Here is a 19,974-nt window from a genome sequence, read left to right as displayed (position 1 = left end):
CCACTCACTTCTCTTCGCGCAAATGTCCAGATTTCTCTACTTTTGTGTCTAAATAAAATCGATTTGTCTCCGTTAATCCTCCCCATAATGGGACATGTCCTTCTGCTGCTAAACCATGTGCCTGTAATGCGGCAAGCTTCTTAGGATTATTGGTAATCAGTGTAACTGGTTTTGAACGAAGTGCAGCTAACACATTAATGGCATCTTCGTAAGAACGAGTATCATCTGGGAAGCCAAGAGCATGATTTGCTTCAACCGTATCTAATCCCTCTTCTTGTAATAAATAAGCAAGAGATTTCGAGAATAACCCGATCCCACGACCTTCATGATCAGCTAAGTAGAAAATGGCACCACAGCCATGCTCCACAATCATTTTCATCGATTCATGTAATTGATAACCACAGTCACAGCGCTGGCTTCCAAAAATATCACCTGTATGACAAATGCTATGCATGCGAATTAAAGCATCCTCTGCATGTGTAAAATCTCCATAAACAAGCACTGATGACTGTTGTAAAAAAGCTAAGTTTGCAGATGATAACCCATCAATAATTTCCTCTTTTGACTGATTAGCGCCTACTTTTAACCAGTTATACCATTGAAATGTCGCTGAAAATCCACCCTGTTTTACCGGTAATTTCACTGGACCAACTAGGCAAATACTTTCAGTTTCTGAATGCTTCACGATCGTCATTTTGTCTTTCACTATATCCAAAACTTTAGTAGTAATTGTCATATTTTTCTCCAACCTTCTATTGTTAAACAGCTAGCTAAACATACTAGCTGAGCACTTGTATTTTCACATCACTTACATAACGTAACTTAGTTTATAATAATAACTAACACCTGTCAAACTATAGCTCCTATTCTATTTTAAAAATGTATTAGAAACAAAAACTGCTATATTACGTTTTTATCATATACTAATAGCTTATGGAGATGCTATTTTTTCTGTGCAGGCTAGTCTATAATAAGCTGAAGGAACTGTAATGACGAAAGGAAGTTTAGAATGCAATTAGAAAAAAATGTGCAGGTGAAACAGCCAAAATATCAGCAAATTGCTGTCGATCTAGCCTCAAAAATCGTGGAAAGAAAATATCGAATTGGCGATAAAATTTACGCAAGATCATCTCTAGCTAGTCAATACAATGTCTCTTCGGAAACTGCAAGAAGAGCGATTGCTGTTTTGCAAGACTTGGAAATTGTAGAGGCCACTAAAGGTAGTGGGGTTATAATCATCTCATATGAAAAGGCTGCACATTTTGTCCGCCAATTCCATGATGTTCAATCAGTCCATGAACTACAACATGAGCTTATGTCTAGCATTCAGAAGCAGCACCAAGAATTAATAAATCTACAGGAAAAAACCAAACAACTTATTAGTCGAACTGAACATTTCAGATCCGTCAATCCGTTCATTCCTTATCAATTAGAGATGACAGTTGAAAGCCCTTGTATCCACCAAACCGTACAGGAATTGAATTTTTGGCAAAATACATCTAGCACGATTGTCGGAATTCGTCGTAAAAATGAATTATTACTATCACCTGGTCCATATGTGTCCTTGGAAGAAGGAGATATCATTTACTTTATCGGCAATGATGAAAGTTTCGCTCGAGTTCAGAGTTTTTTATATCCAAATTAAAATCCGCATAAACGCTGATATAACAGCGTTTATGCGGATTTTTTCTATTTTGTCGATTTGACAGAAGTAACAACTTTTTGTTAGGGTTAAGTTGTTACTTGTTTATATTTGGGTATCATTATCCTCAAATAGTATATATCTTCATTCAGTGAGTGTTCAAACACCTACTGAAATAGAGGGACTCAGCCTAAAAACGCCTCGTCTAGTGGCGATTTATATGTGCGTAAGTGAAGCAACACCCATTACGCCAAGGCGAAATTGATCTACGAAAGGAGTGGTTCTATTGGAAAAAATTAAAGTGGAACATGTTTCTAAAGTTTTCGGTAAACATATTCCCCAAGCCTTAGAACTCGTCAAGCAACAAAAAAGCAAGACTGATATCTTAAAAGAAACAGGTGCAACAGTTGGTGTATACGATGCAAGTTTTACCGTAAATGAAGGTGAAATCTTCGTTATCATGGGATTATCAGGAAGTGGAAAGTCGACACTGATTCGGCTTTTAAACCGTCTCATAGAACCTACAAGTGGAAATATTTACATCGATGGAGAAAATATTTCTAAAATGGGCAAAGAGAGTTTACGTAATGTAAGAAGAAACAAAATGAGTATGGTCTTTCAAAACTTCGGTTTATTCCCCCATCGTACACTTCTTCAAAACACAGAATACGGCCTTGAAATCAGAGGCATCTCAAAAGAAGAACGGCAAGCAAAAGCAGAGCAGGCTCTCGACAATGCAGGCTTACTTGCTTATAAGGACCAATATCCTAGTCAATTATCAGGTGGTATGCAACAGCGTGTTGGATTAGCACGAGCACTTGCAAATGACCCTGAAATATTACTAATGGATGAGGCTTTTTCTGCACTCGATCCATTAATTCGAAAAGAAATGCAAGATGAGTTACTCGATTTACAAAGCACATTGAAAAAAACAATTTTATTTATCACTCACGATTTGAATGAAGCATTACGTATTGGTGATCGTATCGCCATTATGAAAGATGGCTCAATCATCCAAATTGGTACTGGAGAAGAAATTTTAACAAACCCTGCAAATGATTATGTTAAAACCTTCGTAGAAGACGTCGATCGCTCTAAAGTACTAACTGCTGAAAATGCCATGGTTCGACCTGTATCTGTCAATGTAGATGTAGATGGGCCGACCGTAGCACTTAAAAGAATGCGCGAAGAAACGGTTAGTTTACTAATGGCCGTTGACAAAAATCGACATTTAAAAGGCTATATTACTGCTGACGACGCACGGGCTGCAGCAAAAAGACAAGAACAAACGGTACATTCAATTGTTCAATCAGATATGTTGACCGTTCCACCAGATATGCTTTTACAGGATATATTAGGTTTGATTCATAATTGTCCTACTCCTATTGCAGTTGTAAAAGATGAGCGTTTGCTTGGTGTTCTTATCCGGGGCGTTGTCATCGAAGCACTTTCAACTAGCGATGAGGAGGCAGTTGCAAATGAATAATTTTTTAGACAATATTCCAGTTATACCACTGGGACCATGGGTAGAATCAGTTATGGACTGGTTGACGAGTAATTTTTCAGTGTTTTTTAACTTGATTCAAAAAAATGGAAAACTACTCATGAATCAGGTCACTGATTTATTAGTGAGCATTCCCCCGATTATTCTAATTTTACTTGTTGTCATTTTTGCCTTTTTCGTTACCGGCAAAAAATTCGGGCTCGCTACGTTTTCATTACTTGGTTTGTTATTTATTTATAATCAAGGCTTATGGACGCATCTTATGGAAACAACCACGCTCGTGCTATTTTCAAGTATCATCTCAATCATTTTAGGTATTCCTCTTGGCATTCTAATGTCTAAGTCAACTGTAGCAGAAAATGTAATTAAGCCGATACTCGATTTCATGCAAACAATGCCTGGCTTCGTGTACTTGATTCCTGCCGTTGCCTTCTTTGGTATTGGAATAGTCCCTGGTGTATTTGCATCCGTTATTTTTGCCTTACCACCAACTGTACGTATGACGAACCTTGGAATTCGCCAAGTACCAAAAGAATTAGTAGAAGCTGCTGATTCATATGGTAGTACTTCAAATCAAAAACTATTTAAAGTAGAAATCCCTCTTGCCAAATCAACTATAATGGCAGGAATTAACCAAACTGTTATGCTATCACTGTCAATGGTTGTAACTGCCTCAATGATTGGTGCACCTGGTCTAGGTCGCGAAGTATTAACTGCACTACAACGTACACAGGTTGGAAATGGCTTTGTTGCAGGTTTAGGTCTAGTAATTTTTGCCATTGTAATAGACCGCTTAACGCAAAGTTTTAATAAGAAGAAAGCCGTTTAGATAAAGAGACAATTTTTTAGTGAAAGTCTTAGTTCTAGCTTTAGATTTACGTGTTGTAGTTGAATAAAGAAAGGAAGATTCGATGAAACTGAAAACATTAACTAAATTAGGGATGGCTTTAGGGCTTGGCTTTTTGCTAGCTGCATGTAGTGGTGACGATTCAAGTAAGAGCGATGGTAACTCAAAGGACGTCAATCTAGCCTACGTTGAATGGGATACAGAAATTGCTTCCACTAATGTAGTTGGGCAGGTGCTTGAGGATTTAGGTTACAATGTAACATTAACACCACTCGATAATGCAATTATGTGGGAGGCTGTTTCAAAAGGTGAAGCAGATGGTATGGTTGCCGCATGGTTGCCAAATACACATGCCCCACAGTACGAAAAATATAAGGCTGATCTTGATGAGCTAGGTGAAAACCTTGCTGGTGCCAAAATAGGTTTAGTAGTACCAAGCTATATGGACGTTAATTCGATTGAGGATTTAAAAAAGCAAGCAGATCGCACAATTACAGGTATTGAGCCTGGTGCTGGGATTACAGCTGCTACTGAAAAAGCTTTAGATGAATATGATAACTTAGCAGATTGGAATCTATTAACATCTTCATCTGGTGCTATGACAACTTCTCTTGCTAAAGCGATTAAAAACAAAGAAGACATCGTCGTGACTGGCTGGTCCCCTCACTGGAAATTCGCTAAATACGATCTTAAATATTTAGATGATCCAAAAGGCGTTTATGGTGGCGAAGAAACGATTAACACATTCGCTCGTAAAGGTTTAAAAGAAGATCAACCAGATGTTTATTCTGTACTAGATAACTTCCACTGGACATCAGAAGACTTAGAGAACGTTATGCTAGAAATTATGGATGGCAAAGACCCAAAACAAGCCGCTAAAGATTGGGTAGAAGCCAATGCAGACAAAGTTGCTGAATGGACAAAGGATGTTAAATAATTATTAAAAATGCGTGTCTAAAAAGCAGTTTTCAACTGCTGCTTTTAGGCACCTTTTTATATTTACCATGATATGGACACCTCATATATATATTGATTACGATAAAATACATATTGTGTTAAAATAAATTTATGGTTTATAAAAAGAAAATTATTAGTATTTCAAGTATTATAAAGCTAAATGTAGGTCCAATAAGAGAAACTATTGGTCTTATTGTTTAGAAAATCTATTGTTTGAGTTAAATGCAAACAGAAACTTAATTTAGAATTTTGTCTCACATTATATAAATTGTAAAGGATTTGAACGTAAGATGATCGAATTATTTGCTATGAATATCAATAATTCCATTTGTTTTTCAACGTACAAACAACTAATGCAATTCTTACCACAAAAAAAGCAAGACAAATTAAAAAAATTTACTAGAATAGAAGATTCGATAAGAGGTCTTTTTGCAGAAATATTAATACGAAATATTATTATACAACAAAAACTTAAAAATAATTTTCAATTTGAGTTTGCAACTAATCCTTATGGAAAACCATATTTATCTGATGTAGAAAACTTTTATTTTAATTTAAGCCATTCAGAAGATTGGGTAATATGTGCAATAAATAGTAATCACATTGGCATTGATATAGAAAAAGAAAAGTTTATTGATATTACGCTAGCAAAACAGTTCTTTACAGAAAAAGAATGTGATTACATTTTTTCATTAGAAAACTATCAATTGAATAGATTTTTTGAAATATGGACTTTAAAAGAAAGCTATATCAAAGCAATCGGAATTGGTCTATCTCTTCCTCTAAACTCTTTCTCAATTATAAAAGATAGCATTGATCAAAATTTTATAATTGAGTCACAATTCCAGGACAGAAAGTTTTATTTAAAAAATTATTTAATAGATTCAACCTATCAAATCGCAGTTTGCGCACGTAATTATGATTTTCCTTCTGATATAAAATATGTTGATCCTGAAGATTTGGTGATAGAAGCTTTAAATAATAGCTCACTTAAATATAAATAATGTAACTTTAACTACTAAAATACTTTAAATTAAACATAGTTTTTTATAAAATTCTATATACTGTCCTCACAAATCATTCTTTTAAGCCATTATTCGGATTGTAAACACTTAAACCTATTAGTAGAACACTAGTTAATTAATTATATACGGTGCCGAGTATGATGTTGCTTTTGAAAAACAAACTACTTCCCTGAATTATAAAATTTCTTTACATTCATTTTTATGTAATAAAATAAGGCGCCATTTCAGATTCTTTGAAGTTGGCGCCAATGAGTGAAATTTCGATTTTAAGATGTTGGAGTTATGTAGGCTATAACTCAAATTAATATTTCTTTATATTTTAATAAAGATTGGCCAAATGTCATTGATGCTCCATGGTCGCGATATGATGGAACTAACCAATCATTTTCATTTAATGCTAATGCACCATTTGTGATGCCTCTTGCCCCTCAAATGGTGCATACGTTCCAATCCTGCCCTGCCTCTGTAAACTTACTGCTTTTCTATCGAACTCTCTAATCCTTAATAAATGATAATAAAATGTTTCTACCAATTCTTTTGTGATGAGAGATTCATAATCCTTATTTAAAAGTTTTCCTTCTTCACACACCACTCTTCTTATTGGAAAATGTTGTTCCAAATAATCCACCCCATATTTTTTATTCACTCAATATCAAAAAGGTTAATTTTTACAATTAGAGAGTTTAAATCTTTTATAAAATAATAAACGAGTTCAATTTTATATAGTTTGGTAAAGGCTGAATGTCCATTAAATTATTTTCTAGCAATACTAAATTTTCATTCTCTTCAATCTCTCCAAATCCTGAAAATCTATAAGTCATATACATCATTCGATTTTTATTAGTTGGAACGAATTCTGCACGTAGACGTACATTTGCATTCTTAGCTAGATGCATAACATAATTGAGCATAATCGTACCAATTCCCCTGGACATAACTCTGCACGACATAAGTAACAGCTTTATAGTCCATACATATTTATCGCATTCAATTAGTACTACTCCTATTTTCCCGTATGCTCCATATTTATCTTTTAAATCAGCTATTAATAATTTATGTCTATCCGATTTACTGAAATTATCCAGTTCTTCATAAGAATAAGTATATCCAGTTGCATTTAACTGATGAGTTCTTACCGTTAACTCCTCTGCTCGCTGTAAATCACCACCACTGACTGGAGATATGGTAAGTTCCATATTAAGGGTTTCTAAAAATTCCGCTTTTGTACCCTCATAGCTTTTTTCTTCTTTATTGCGTTCTATATCACTTAAATACATTTTTCTTCTCATTTTCGAATCTTCTGTTATAAAATTCGGATTCATTTCAGGCAGACTAAGTAAGCCATTTAGATCAGTCGCATCTAGACACATTACTTCTGGGACTGAAAAACTGACTTCCTCTCTTTCGAAAGGCTGATCATCTATAAATGCCAAAGTATCAAGTCCAATATTAATAGACTGGGCTATCTTTTTAATAGCTTCCCCCTTTGAATTCCAGTTAATTTGAGGATAAATAAAATACTCCTCAATACCGAATTCTTTAAGCTTCTCAATTGCTAAATGATGTTCATTTTTACTTGCAATAGATTGTAATATGCCACGCTTATCTAATTCCTCTAAAATTTTTTTTACACCTTCACGTAATATAACATTCTTATCTTCAAGTAAAACGCCTTGCCATATTGTATGATCAAGATCCCAAACAACACACTTCACTTTTCGTTCTTGTGAACTAATCTCTAACATGTTACACCTCCGATAAGAACCATTCTTCTAGTTGTTTCCAATAATATTTTTAGCAATTAAAATTTCATGCATCTGTGTAGTTCCTTCAATGATTTCATTAATCTTTGCATCTCTATAATATCTTTCTACTGAATATTCTTGGCTTAATCCATTAGCGCCATGAATCTGCACGGAATCCCCTGCAACCTTATTTATCATTGTAGAAGCAAAGTACTTTGCATTCCATGTCTCCATAATGGTTTCGGGGTCTCCAGTTTCCTTCAGATAGCCAGCATTTAAACACATTAATCTTGCAGCCTTTACATTAACAACCATTTCCGTTATCATTTTCTGAATTAATTGATTTTGACTTAATGTATATCCAAATTGTTCTCTTTTCTTTGCATAATGTACACTTTCTTCAATACACGCCTGTCCAATGCCAACACACCCCCAAGCAATTGTATATCTACCGTAGTCTAAACAAGAGAATGCGACATGGGATAATCCTATACCAGGTCTACCAATCATATTTGTCTCAGGAATATGGCAATCATCCATGAATATTTCTGCTACCATTGATGCCTTCAAACCCATCATTCCATGAATTCCTTTCGTTGAAAAACCTTGGCTATTTTTTTCAACTAAAAATGCAGTTGGTTTACCATCTAATTTTGCAAAAATAATGAAAATATCAGCTATTTGGCCCATAGTAATCCATTTTTTGCTACCGTTTATAATAAAGTTGCCATTTAAAAGTGCAGCAGATGTTTCTATACTTTTAGCGTCACTACCTATTTTAGGTTCAGTTAAACCAAAAGCTCCTATGCTTTCACCTTTCGCCATTTTTGGAAGCCAATATTCCTTTTGCTCATCTGTCCCCCACTTTTCAATCGCAATGGCTACCATACCATGTACTGTCAACAATGCTCTAGTTGAAGAACATCCTCTTCCCACTTCTTCATTTAGTAATCCCAAAGTAATCATGTCGTAGCCTAATCCACCATACTTCTTAGAAATAGTTGCTCCTAAGAACCCACTTTTAGAAACCTTTTCTATAAGTTCGGTAGGCAAATATTCAGCTCGATCATTTTCCCCTGCGTAAGGAATTATTTCAGATTGAACAAAAGCTCTAAAACTTTCTTGATATTTTAATTGTTCTTTTGTAAATTCTATATTCATATTTTCACCATCATTCAATTATTATTTACTTGATTTTCGGTAGTTGTTTCATTGTGCTTTTTACTAATAAAAGAGACAATTGAATCAATCGTTCTGAAATTAGCAAAGTCTAAATCTTTATTTTCAACCTTTATGTTAAATTCCTTTTCAATAAACATAACTAACTGCATTGCGAAGAGTGAATTGACAAACCCTGTTGAAAATATATCTTCATTATCCATTAATTCATGGCTTTTAAAAAACTTAGAAAGATACGTTTTTATTTTCATTTTAGTTTCAGACATTTATTCATACTCCTTTGGACATTTTTTTAATAAGTATAAAATCCTTGACCAACTTTCTTACCGTACAATCCTGCATCAACCATTTTACGTAGTAAAGGACAGCAACGATATTTCGAATCTTGGAAGCTTTCATATAAAACATCTAGTGAATTTACAACAGTATCGAGTCCAATTAAGTCAGCTGTTTCAAGTGGCCCCATCTTATGTCCGTAACACTTTTTAAAAATGTTATCTACATCTTTAGGTGCTGCTACTTGATCCTGTACAACATAGGCTGCCTCATTCATAAAAAGATGAGAGATTCTGTTCGATACAAAACCAGGTAAATCATTAACAATAATGCACTCTTTCCCAATATGTTTAAGAAGTTCTTTTGTTAGAAAAATAGTTTCCTCCGATGTATGATATCCTTTAATAACCTCAATAGTAGTCATAAGCGGTACAGGATTCATAAAATGTGTTCCAATACACTTCTCCGGCCTATTGGTTAATGCTGCTATTTTTGTAATAGGAATACAAGAAGTATTAACTAAAAAAATACAGTTTTCTGTACAAATTTTATCTATTTTTTCATAAACTGATTTTTTAACCTCCCATTTTTCAGGGACATTTTCAACAACAAAATCTACTTGTTCTAATAGCTGGTAATCCGTTGAGAAGTTGACTCTTGATAAAATTTCTTCCGAGTCATCATCTATCTTGTTTTTGTTAAATAAAGCGTGAAAACGAATATTTTGGCGTATTTCTTCTTTTGCATGCTCTAATTTCCCCTCAGAAATGTCTAATAATATGACATTTAACCCCTCCTGAGCAAAATTTTGAGCTACTCCTCTTCCCATTACTCCTGCTCCAACGACGGCTATTTTTCTCATACTAAATTACCCCTTTTTATTTACATAATTTTAATAATTATATAAAAATTCACTTCATATCATTATCGAGCATTCATTCAACAACCTCCTGTATTATCATTTTTTTATAAATATAACCATTTTAATGCTTATTTTTTAACCTTACTATTTTTTTGTATGATAAAAACTTATAATCTGTATTTATCACTCTTGATATTTTAGTAAGGGAGTCATCTAGGCTAACTTCAATAAAAGTAGTTATACCAAAATCAATCATTTTTTCTATTGAGATTTTCCAATTCATTGAGCTTGGCATATTTTTCACTAGTTCTTTCTTTAAGTCAGAAGCACTTTGAAGAACATTTTGGTTAAATACTGAAACTATCGGTATTCTACTATCATCAACCTTTATTTTTTCAACAAGATTTATTAATTTATCAATCCCTTTTTCAGCAAATGGAGTATGGAATGCATAGGGGACATTTATTTTTACAACCTTTATAGCGCCCTCCTCTTCCGCTTTATCCAAAATTTGATTTATATCATTTTTCTTTCCAGCTATTACAATGCAGTACTTACTATTTTCACTAGCAATCTTAACAGTTTCGAAAAAATTGTTTTTTTCAATTAAGTTTACAACTTGTTGGTAATTCAAGCCTATTATAGTTGCCATAGACTCCTCTTGCCTTGAAATACCTTTAGGATATTCATATATAGTTAGTAGCATGTGCAATCCTGTTTCAAAAGAAATAGATTTTCCACATGACATTGCAGTAATCAAGCCCATACTGTAACCTAGAAATATTTTAGGGTTTACACCAATGGAAATATATGTATTAAATACTATATTATCACAGGTGTAGATAGCAATCCAATCATTGAAAAAGTCATCATATTTCGTTTTTTTGGAATAAAATAGATAGTTCCACAAATCTAAATCTAATTCCTTTTCCACAATGGCGCAATATTTACGTAATAATTCTAATTGCTCTTCATCCAGTAAATATAATAAACTTTGATATTCTGATCCAACTCCTTGAAAAAGAAACGCATTTCCACCATCAAAATAATCCACCTTTTCCCTCCTATAATATAATTTTAGACACCATTGTTCTAATATTGGAGTATTCATAGTATTGATAATAAATGTAATCAATACTATGAATACTTATTCTCCAAAAGCTTAAGAGTTTAATAAGTTTTCTTCCATTATTCGGGCTATCTTTTCAACATTAATATTATTGTTAATAAAAAAATGGTTGCCGTTTAAATCGTATAATTTACAATCTCTATCACACAAATATTTCCAGCTATTTTTTTGATAGAAATCTATATTATCTTCTGTCCCATTTAAAACAGATATATTACACTGAATCTTTACATCCCTTTCTTTGTAAACATAATTTTCTACTATCCTTATATCATTTTTTAGAATAGGTAAAATAAACTCTAGTAATTCTTTCGATTCTAGTACCTCATCAGCAATTCCGCCTAACGCTACGATCCTATCCATAAATTCTTTATCAGGCATTTTATGACTAATAATAATATTACCTTTTACATTGGGAGAAAATCTGCCAGAAAAAAATAAATGCTTTGGCTTTCTATTACTGGTATTAATGATTTTATAATATAGCTCATATGTCAAAAGTGCTCCCATACTATGCCCATAAATTGCATATTCTTCTTGTTGGATTTTATCATGTATTTGACAATAAATATCCTCCACTGCTTCATTTAGATTTTGATAAAAACCTTCACAAAACCTTTTTCCTCTTCCTTTTAGTGTAATAGCATGTATTTCTATACGTTGATTTATAAATTTATTCCAATTATGATATATCAGCTCTGAACCACCGGCATATGGCAAACAAAATAAAAGCATCATGAGCTCCCCTTTTATGTTTAACATATTTAGTATTTTTAAAGATCTGTTGATTGAATCACCTTAAAAGTGTTATAAGTTCATTAAATATTTTAAAAGGTTCACTTATAACATTACTTTTATCAGCTGCCTCTTGATTTAAATGAATGACAAAACTATATCCATTATATTTATAAAGAATATTCTGAAACCCTAGTCCATGCCCCTCATGTCCTAACATATCGTTCACATTAAAGATACCTAATCCCATATTCACTTTGTAGTCAGTTGGATAATTCATTGAAATATCAATATAGTCATTGATTATATCTTTGTTTTTTAGTAACACTCCATCTACAAATGCATCAAGCCATATAAGTAAATCACTAGCATTAGATATCATACCTCCTGATGCCCAACTTGCACTTAAAGCATTATTTGTCACATCTTTTTTTTCAGGATTAGTATAACAACGACTAAAATTATATAAATTAGGTAACTCATCTACTAACCTCGTTTGTTCAAGACCCAACTTATTGCATATTCTATTTTGTATATTTTCTTCTAAACTTACATGTGTAATTTTTTCGATAATTAATCCTAATAATATATATCCGGTACTAGAGTAAATCCAAATGTTATTATTAAATGTCTGATCATATGGTAAAGATAAACCATAGTATAATAATTCTTCCTTAGTCCATTCTCTATTACTTTCTAAACCTTTAATAAAACTAGGATGTTTTACAAAGTCATGTATTCCACTAGTGTGATTTAATAAACTTTTTATTGTTATATTATTAAAATAATCCGCTTTATATTGTTCTAATAATTCTGGAAGAAAATGTATAACAGAATCATCTAAATTTAATAACCCTTCCTCCATCAATTGTAATATTATAGTTGCCACAAATGTCTTAGTAATGCTTCCTATTTTAAAATTAGTAGTAGACTTCATATTTATATTATTCTTTATATCCGCAAGCCCTTTTGAAATAACAGTATTTTGTCCATCAGGAGCTTTTATTCCCAATATCAATCCTGGAGCCTTGTATTTATTTAAAAAAAACGATAAATTGTTTTCTAAACTAGCTATATTTAATTGCTTTTTATTTAAAGAAATAAATCCTAATAAAATTTCTTTATATTTTTTTGCTAAATTAGCTATAGTATCAGATTTATATGCTTTTGTATTGAACGTTAATAATATTTTTAATTTTCCATTGCTTATGTTCCCATTAAACTCCAATTCAAAATGTCTTTCACTATTGATACTAATATTACTTCCATGTTCCTCTTCAATTATCTCGAATATTCTACCTTTATTCTCTAAATCCGTTTCTCCGTGGTAATTAAAACAAATTTGAGGAGTCATGAACCTATCAATATCTTTTTTATTTTCTTCTTCAGTTAAATATTTTAAGATATGATAACCTATACCATTTCTAGGGATAGCATTTCTTATCAAGATTGTTCTATCTAAATAATCTATCAAATTATTAGTTTCTGGAGCTTCTAAAATAATAGGATAGATAGATGTAAACCATCCTACTGTTCTTTGAATACTTACATCATTAAATAAATCTTCTCGTCCATGCCCTTCAAACATAATTGCATTTTCCTTACTTCCAGTCCAATTCTGTAAAACAAACGATAACGCAGATAGTAAAATATTAACAACACTTGTTTTGTATAATTCAGAACATTTTTCCAACAAAGCCTCAGTTTCTTCTAGATTAAGAGATATTTCGTAAGTATCGCTATCTCTCATAGTATTAGTATCATGACTAAAATCAAAAGGAACGCTATTTATTTTTCTTTGGATATTTCTCCAATAGGACTTTTCTTTTAAAAACGCTTCACTATTACTAAAATAATAAAGTTTTTTAGACCATTCTTTGATTGAATTAGATTTGTTAGTTAGTTTAATATCTTTCTTACGTAAAAACTGTTTATATAAACTTTGGATATCATTTATTAAAATACCCCACGATACAGTATCGACTGCCAAATGATGAATTAAGATGTATATATAATCAAAATTGTTTGTTTTAAATACAACTGTACTCATCATTGGACCTAATTTTAGATCTACATTTTTTTGTAATTCCTTTACTTTTTTCAAAAAAATTGATTTGTCCTGTTCTAGATTATCAAGGTAAACAACTTCATAATTAAAAGGATAATTAGACCCTAAGATCTCCCCAACTACTTCATCATTTACTGTTGTAAAGCCCATTCTTAATGAATCATGATGCATTTGTACTTCTTTTAATATATCCCTTAATACATCCACATTTATTTTTTCATTACATTTTAAAAAAGTTGCTTGATGAAAATACTCTGGTTCAATTTTATGTGATTCAAAAAACCATTTTTGAATAGGGGTTAATTTAAACTTACCTACTGTAGGTTCTATTAATAATGAATTTCTTTCAAGTGAATTAATAACTTCTACGATTTTTTTTATGGTTCTATATTTAAAAATATCACTTAGCTTTAATGTTAAATTCTTTTCATTTAACTTATAAATACATTTAATCGCTTTAATGGAATCTCCACCCAAATGGAAAAAATCATCGTTTATCCCAACTTTTTTATGAACAAAAATTTCCTCCCAAATTTCCACAAGTAAACATTCGTATTCGTTTGAGGGCTTTTCATAATTACCTTCTTTTAAATATTTATCTCCCTTTAATTCCTTTAAAATTCTTCTATCTGGTTTACCACTTTGATTTTTGGGTATGGAATCTAATTGCATATAATAAGATGGAACCATGTATTCGGGTAACTCATTCAATAAAAAAGTTCTTATTTCTGATAGAATCATTTTTTTATCAGCTACCACATAACATGCTAGATTGTATTCATGATGCTGGTCCTTTATTGTAACAACCACCGCTTCATTTATATGTCTATTTAGAAGTAATCTTCTCTCGATTTCTTCTAATTCTATTCTATATCCTCTTATTTTTACCTGATAATCCTCTCTACCAACATACTCAATATTTCCATCTGGTAACCATCGAGCTATGTCACCTGTTCTATAAATTTTTTCGCATTCAATATAAGGATTTGGAATGAATTTTTGTTTCGTTAATTCTAGATTATTTAGGTATCCTCGCGCTATGCCAATTCCACCAATACAAAGTTCACCATGAACTCCTATAGGCTGTATTTTTTGATTTTTATCTAAAATATAAATTTTTGTGTTATATATCGGTTTTCCAATAGGTACTGTTTTATTATCTTTGTTTATTCTATAATCTGTCCAAGCTGCTGCACATACAGTAGTTTCAGTTGGTCCATAGGCATTTACATATTGTACTTTACCATTCCATTTTTTTACTAACTCACTATTTGATTCGGAACCTGCTGTTATTAATAATCTTAAATAGTTTATTTTATGAGGACTTAAATTTGAAGCATAGACAGGAGGCAATGTAGCTACCGTTATTCTATTGATATTTAAAAACGCTTCAAAGGCGTTTACATCATTAATTACATATCTAGGAACAATAAAAAGTGTTGCCCCGGTTAACAGTGCCATGCTCATTTCCCAAACTGCTGCATCAAATGTACAATTTGCAAATTGAATTATGTTATCTTTTTCGCAAATGTTATACTCATTTTCGAAATAGGATTTTAAATTAGCTAAACCTTTATGTTCAACCATTACTCCCTTAGGTCTACCAGTGGATCCTGATGTGTAAATAATATAAGCTAAATCATTTATCTCATTTACATTTTCCAAATTTTCAATACTATTTTTATATACTTTATCATTTGCAACATTGACTGTTTCCTTTTCTTTCAACAAACCTGTATTTATATTCCCCTGCGTTAAGATAATTGCTACTCTACTATCTTCTAGAATATATTGAATTCTCTCTTCAGGGTATTCTGGATCAATAGGTAAATATGCACCACCAGCTTTTAATATTGCTAATATACCTACTACCATCTCTATAGATTGATTGACGAAGATACCAACTACAGTATCGCGTTTTACTCCCTTATCCCTCAATATTCTTGCAAGTTGATTAGATTTCTCATTAAGTTGACTATATGTCACCTTATTATTTTCGTATATAACTGCAATTTGATCAGGTGTGTTTTTAACTTGTTCTTCAAACAATTGATGCATTGGTTTATTCTTGTCATATATCATAGATGTATTATTAAATTGATTTATTTTATCTTTTTCCTTTTGAGAAAGTACATTAATATCTTTCAATTTTCGATCTATATTTTCAATAATTGAATATAAAAGATTGCTAAAGCAGTCACTCATCAATTCTATTGTTTCTCTTTTATAAATTTTTGTACAATATTCAAAACTACAATTCATTTCATTTTTTTCTTCAGTTATATTTAAAGTCAAATCAAATTTCGATGTTTTACCTATATAATTGTATTTTTTTATTTTCAATTCTTCAATTTCAAAATTAGCTTCATCTAAATTTTGATAGACAAACATTGTATCGAATAAAGCATTCCTACTTGTATCTCGATTAATTTCTAGCTTTCCTATTAACTCATCAAATTGATAATCTTGATTATCAAATGCCTTCAAAACCGTTTCTTTAGTTTCTTTTAAAAATTCTTTAAATGTCTTATTTGCCTCAGGATAATTCCTTATTGCAACAGTATTTACAAACATACCCATAATATTTTGTAAATCAATGTGATTCCTACCGGACATCGGTGTCCCTATAATTAAATCTTCTTGATTTGTATATTTTGATAAAAGAGTTGAATATGCAGCAAGTAAAACCATATATAAAGTGCTATCATTTTCCTTTGCAATCTTTTTTAGTTTATTCGTTATAAAAGAATCTATTTCAAATGTGAGAGAATCCCCTTCAAAGTTAAATTTACTAGGTCTTTTATAATCAGAAGGTAAATTTAATATTGGTAATTCACTTTTAAATACATCAAGCCAATATTTTTCTTGTTTTTTTATCTTCTTTGTATTGAAAAATCCCTTTTGCCAAGCAGAATAATCTTTATATTGTATATCATTCACAATTAAATCTTTTTCATTAACGTAACTGGCTAATTGCTCTAATAAAATATTTATTGACGTACCATCTGCAATAATGTGATGAATATCAAAAATTAGTATATGTCGTTTATTATCTATACTAATGACGCCTACTCTTAATAAAGGAGCCTTCTGCAATAAAAACGGTTTTGAAAATTCTCTAATCTTTTTATCAATATCCATTTCATTTACCACTTGCATTCTTTCTATTTTAAAATCAATTTCTTCAAAATAATGAATTTTCTGTACTATTATTCCATCAACTACATCAAAGCTAGTCCTTAGTATCTCATTATTTTTAATTATTTTTTTTAAACCATCTGTTATTTTCGATACATTCAACTTGCCTATTACTTCCATTGCTTCAGTAATATTATAAACATTACTAGCTGTTTCGAATTCTTGAGTAAGGTATATTCTTTTTTGAGCTGATGATGCCTCATAGTATCTTTTTTCTTGAATCTTTTTAATTTTTCTATACTCTTTTTTACGCACTGAAGATATATAGGAAGCAATATTTTTTATATTTTCTAGGCTAAAAAAATCTTTTATAGGAATATCTATATTTAGTTCTTTATGAATTCTTCCAACTACCTTTATAGCATTTAAAGAATGCCCACCTACGTCAAAAAAACTATCGTTAATACTTATCGTATAATTTATCTTTAAGATGTCCTTCCATATTTGAATTAGTTTTTCCTCTATATCATTTTTGGGATGTTCGTATATGCCTAATTTGCTTTCATCTTCTAATTTATTAAGCTTTAATCTATCAACCTTACCATTAATCGTAAGTGGTATTTTCTCTAATTTAATGAAGTTTGCAGGCATCATATAACTTGGCAATGTTTCTTTTAATTTCTCTCGTATTAAATCTTTACTATAATTACAGTTAGCTACATAATATGCGTATATATATTTATTATCTTCAATCTCTTTTACCAATACGACTGCTTCATTTATTTCATTTATTTTTAATAATGCATTTTCTATCTCACCAAGTTCTATTCTATATCCTCTTATTTTAACTTGATAATCTATTCTCTCGATAAATTCAATATTCCCATCTGGAAGCCACCTTGCCAAATCCCCAGTTTTATACATTTTATCATCTGTTTCATATGGATTTTCCACAAATTTCTTCTCAGTTAAATCGTTTCTATTTATATAACCTGATGCTAATCCCTCTCCCGATATACAAAGTTCGCCCGGTACCCCTATTGGCTGTAATTTGTTATTATTACCGATAACATATAATTTTGTATTTGAAATTGGTCCACCAATCGGAACAAATATATCTTCCTCATCTATATCATTTATTGGATAATAAGTTGCGAAAATAGTACTTTCCGTTGGGCCATATAGATTTATTATTCTATTAGGGCCCAAAAAATCGAATGCTTTCTTTGCATGCTTTAAAGATAATTTTTCCCCACCTATTAGTATTTTTTTAACATTTTGTAGGGATTTTAAATTTAATTCTACTAATGAATGGAATAAAGCAGTTGTAATAAACAATATACTTATTTTTTCTTTTTCTATTAATGATCCTAATTCTTTCAAATCGAGGGTATGATATTTTTCTGGAATTACAAGTCTTGCCCCATTTAATAAAGAACCGAATATTTCGAAAATAGATCCATCAAATACATAACTTGATAACTGTAAGAAGATATCATTTTTATTGATATTAATATAATTTGTATTGCCGACTAGGCGACTGATAACACAAGATTGGTTTATTAATGTTCCTTTTGGCCTACCTGTTGATCCGGATGTATAAATGATATACGCTAGTTCATTCCCTTCAAATGGAATATTAAGGTTAGCAGCATTTAATATTTCATTCTCTTTAAGATCAATTTTTATTATTTTACACCCCAGGTTAACTATATCCTTTGAATTTCCCTGTTTTAATAATATTTTACAATTTGAATCTTCTAACATATACTTAACTCTTTCTTCTGGGTATTTATAATCAATAGGTAAATATGCTGCACCGGCTTTTAATATTGCTAAAATTCCTATTATCATTTCTGGGGATTTCTCAGCAATTAATCCAACTACGTCTCCTTTTTCCACGTTATTATCTTTTAGTTTATTTGCGATGATATTTGATTTTTCATTAAGCTCTTTATATGAAAACTTTTCATTTTTAAAAACAATCGCAATATGATCTGGGTTATTTTCTACTTGTTTTTCAAAAATTTCACTTAATGACAGATTTTTAGGAAAAGATATACTTGTACTATTAATGTCTTTCAACTTACTTTTTTCCTTTTCACTTATAATATCAATATCATCTATTCTAATTGTTAAGTTATTTATTACCTTTTGTAATATATTTACAAATATATCTTTTAGAATAAATATCTGATTCTCTTCGACATAATCAAAGCTATTAAATATTAAGGAAATTGAATCTTCTTTTACTCTAATATTTAAAGTAAGATCATTATTTGGTAGATTTAAAATATTTTTTATTTGAAGATCACTATGTAATTCTTCCATTACACAAAATACATTTATTTTTTCGTAAATAAAGTTTCTTTTATACAATTGTTCTAAAGGATAAAATTCATATAAAAAAGAATTAAAAAGAACTTTTTTTTCATTAGAAAGAACTTTTTTAAAATCCAATTCTTTAGTTAATAGTTGTTTGGATAAAAGAAACTCATTATTTGCTTGTCTTTTATTATCTTTAATATATGGTGGAATTCCGATCGCAAATTGTGAGTATGAACACATTCTAGATAATGCAATTTTGAATACTGTTAATATTAATGTATATATCATTATATTTTTGTCTTTTGTTAATTGTTTTATTTTATTAGTTATTTCTTTATCAATATCAACTTTTAAGAAATAAGATTCATTGCCCTTTTGATTTTTCTGAAATACTAAACGATCAAATTCAGTTGCTAACATTTCAATCCAAAAACTTTTAGATTTATTTATCACATCAGACTTTACTTCTTTCATTCTAGCTCACTCCTCTTTATAATTGTTCTGAGTTTGTGAAACCTATCAATAGAAATAGATCTTTA

13 protein-coding genes and 1 pseudogene are annotated in these 19,974 nt (G+C 30.9%); 5 read left to right on the top strand and 9 right to left on the bottom strand.

Translation table 11 applies throughout. From position 1 onward, the window contains the following. Nucleotides 1-4: 4 nt before the first annotated feature. Entirely contained in the window at nt 5-736 is a 732-nt protein-coding gene (locus ACQKOG_RS20940; RefSeq protein WP_427448201.1) for a GTP cyclohydrolase II, read from the bottom strand. 273 nt (nt 737-1,009) lie between these two features. Here ACQKOG_RS20940 and ACQKOG_RS20935 point away from each other — a divergent pair, with 273 nt between their 5' ends. The 5 genes from ACQKOG_RS20935 to ACQKOG_RS20915 all read left to right on the top strand — a co-directional run bounded on the left by ACQKOG_RS20935 (nt 1,010) and on the right by ACQKOG_RS20915 (nt 5,954). Continuing rightward, on the top strand, nt 1,010-1,645 hold the full coding sequence (locus tag ACQKOG_RS20935) for a TrkA C-terminal domain-containing protein (protein ID WP_370076215.1): 636 nt from the start codon (nt 1,010-1,012) through the stop codon (nt 1,643-1,645). Between the two features lie 283 nt (nt 1,646-1,928). Beyond that, entirely contained in the window at nt 1,929-3,128 is a 1,200-nt protein-coding gene (locus ACQKOG_RS20930) for a quaternary amine ABC transporter ATP-binding protein (protein ID WP_370076217.1), read from the top strand. Beyond that, a complete protein-coding gene (locus ACQKOG_RS20925; RefSeq protein ID WP_402871916.1) occupies nt 3,121-3,975 on the top strand; it encodes an ABC transporter permease in 855 nt (284 codons plus the stop codon). Before ACQKOG_RS20930 ends, ACQKOG_RS20925 begins: the two co-directional genes overlap by 8 nt. 82 nt (nt 3,976-4,057) lie before the next feature. After that, complete coding sequence (locus ACQKOG_RS20920; protein ID WP_370076221.1) at nt 4,058-4,930, top strand: glycine betaine ABC transporter substrate-binding protein; 873 nt, start codon at nt 4,058-4,060, stop codon at nt 4,928-4,930. Nucleotides 4,931-5,240: 310 nt separating this feature from the next. Then, nucleotides 5,241-5,954 (top strand): 4'-phosphopantetheinyl transferase family protein, encoded by a 714-nt coding sequence (locus ACQKOG_RS20915; protein ID WP_370076223.1) that lies wholly within the window; start codon nt 5,241-5,243, stop codon nt 5,952-5,954. 344 nt (nt 5,955-6,298) lie between these two features. Here the strand turns inward: ACQKOG_RS20915 and ACQKOG_RS20910 are convergent. The 8 genes and pseudogenes from ACQKOG_RS20910 to ACQKOG_RS20875 form a co-directional block, all read right to left on the bottom strand. Next, nucleotides 6,299-6,594: pseudogene (locus ACQKOG_RS20910) on the bottom strand (thiamine pyrophosphate-dependent enzyme); the annotation flags it as partial. Nucleotides 6,595-6,667: 73 nt separating this feature from the next. Continuing rightward, nucleotides 6,668-7,720: an HAD-IIIC family phosphatase gene (locus tag ACQKOG_RS20905; RefSeq protein ID WP_370076225.1), complete on the bottom strand. Its 1,053-nt coding sequence runs from the start codon at nt 7,718-7,720 to the stop codon at nt 6,668-6,670. A 27-nt stretch (nt 7,721-7,747) separates the two neighbouring features. Beyond that, nucleotides 7,748-8,881, bottom strand: a complete 1,134-nt coding sequence (locus ACQKOG_RS20900) for an acyl-CoA dehydrogenase family protein (protein WP_370076227.1) — start codon at nt 8,879-8,881, stop codon at nt 7,748-7,750. Nucleotides 8,882-8,895: 14 nt separating this feature from the next. Then, entirely contained in the window at nt 8,896-9,165 is a 270-nt protein-coding gene (locus ACQKOG_RS20895) for an acyl carrier protein (protein ID WP_370076229.1), read from the bottom strand. Between the two features lie 26 nt (nt 9,166-9,191). Next, on the bottom strand, nt 9,192-10,037 hold the full coding sequence (locus ACQKOG_RS20890) for a 3-hydroxyacyl-CoA dehydrogenase family protein (protein WP_427448200.1): 846 nt from the start codon (nt 10,035-10,037) through the stop codon (nt 9,192-9,194). A 121-nt stretch (nt 10,038-10,158) separates the two neighbouring features. After that, nucleotides 10,159-11,091 carry an acyltransferase domain-containing protein gene (locus ACQKOG_RS20885; protein ID WP_370076233.1) on the bottom strand — a complete coding sequence of 311 codons (933 nt, stop codon included), beginning with the start codon at nt 11,089-11,091 and terminating at the stop codon, nt 10,159-10,161. Between the two features lie 108 nt (nt 11,092-11,199). Then, entirely contained in the window at nt 11,200-11,904 is a 705-nt protein-coding gene (locus ACQKOG_RS20880; protein WP_370076235.1) for a thioesterase II family protein, read from the bottom strand. A gap of 55 nt (nt 11,905-11,959) precedes the next feature. After that, nucleotides 11,960-19,909: an amino acid adenylation domain-containing protein gene (locus ACQKOG_RS20875; RefSeq protein ID WP_427448199.1), complete on the bottom strand. Its 7,950-nt coding sequence runs from the start codon at nt 19,907-19,909 to the stop codon at nt 11,960-11,962. Between the last annotated feature and the right edge of the window lie 65 nt (nt 19,910-19,974).

The organism is Lysinibacillus sp. NPDC093216 (genome assembly GCF_050280325.1).
Classification (GTDB): domain Bacteria; phylum Bacillota; class Bacilli; order Bacillales_A; family Planococcaceae; genus Lysinibacillus.
Note: the sequence above shows the minus strand (reverse complement) of the source record. Positions and strands in the feature narration are given on the sequence as shown.